This is a genomic window from Halorubrum sp. Atlit-26R (genome assembly GCF_003666015.1).
Taxonomy (GTDB): domain Archaea; phylum Halobacteriota; class Halobacteria; order Halobacteriales; family Haloferacaceae; genus Halorubrum.
In genome coordinates this window covers 1-884 of record NZ_QPLT01000142.1, presented here as the reverse complement: position 1 = coordinate 884, position 884 = coordinate 1, and the positions used below count along the sequence as shown (strand labels likewise).

Annotated in this window: 1 protein-coding gene; it reads left to right on the top strand. The window is 65.5% G+C overall.

The genetic code is table 11. The annotated features are described in order from the left end of the window. The first annotated feature begins 15 nt into the window (after nucleotides 1-15). Nucleotides 16-699, top strand: coding sequence for a metallophosphoesterase family protein (locus tag DVK07_RS19815; RefSeq protein WP_121598537.1), 684 nt, complete (start codon nucleotides 16-18; stop codon nucleotides 697-699). Nucleotides 700-884: the final 185 nt, after the last annotated feature.

Genomic DNA, 884 nt, shown 5'->3' with positions numbered 1-884 from the left:
GAGCCGAGCGAGGTTCTGTTCGGTCCTGAGGTCGAAGCCCAACACCGTCGACTCTCCGTCGAGGCGTTCGAGGACGTGTACCTCGTCGGCGACGTACACGGCTGTCGCAGCGAACTGGAGTCGTTGCTCGACGAACTCGACCCCGGCGACGACAACCTCGTCGTCTTCGTCGGCGATCTGGTCAGCAAAGGTCCGGACAATCGGGGCGTCGTTGAGCGGGTCCGTGAACTGCCGAACGCGCACTCGGTCCGGGGGAACAACGAGGAGAAACTGCTCCGCGGCGAGACCGGCGGGCTGGGACTGACCGACGCTGGCCGCGAGTGGATTCGGTCGTGTCCGGTCGCCATCTCGTGGCCGGGGACGCTGGTCGTCCACGCCGGCGTCGACCCGCACAAGCCGCTCGCTGACCACGATGTCGACGACTTAGAGACCGTCCGGTCGCTCGCCGAGGGTGGCGACTACGCACGCCCGTACTGGTGGGAGCAGTATGCCGAGCCACCCCGGGTGTTCTTCGGACACACGGTGCTGGCTCGACCCCTCCTCCGGGAGTACGCCGTCGGCCTCGACACGGGGTGCGTGTACGGCGGCGCGCTGACCGCCTACGACTGGCGGCGAGACGAGGTGCACAGCGTGAACGCCGAGCGGACCGTCAAGTCCCGTCCCAAGTCCGAGGTCGTGACGCCGCGCGCAGACGAGTGACAATGTGAAGGTGGTTCCGAACGAACGGTCGGAATCCGTCGGACGCACCGTGGCGACGCCGGATATTTTTCGACTCAGAGGTGACCGCAGCCATCGGTATCTCTTATCAACGAACACGCCGAACTCCCCCGCATGGATTACGCGATTCGAATGGACCGACCCGTGTCGGCGGAAATAAAGCGTAA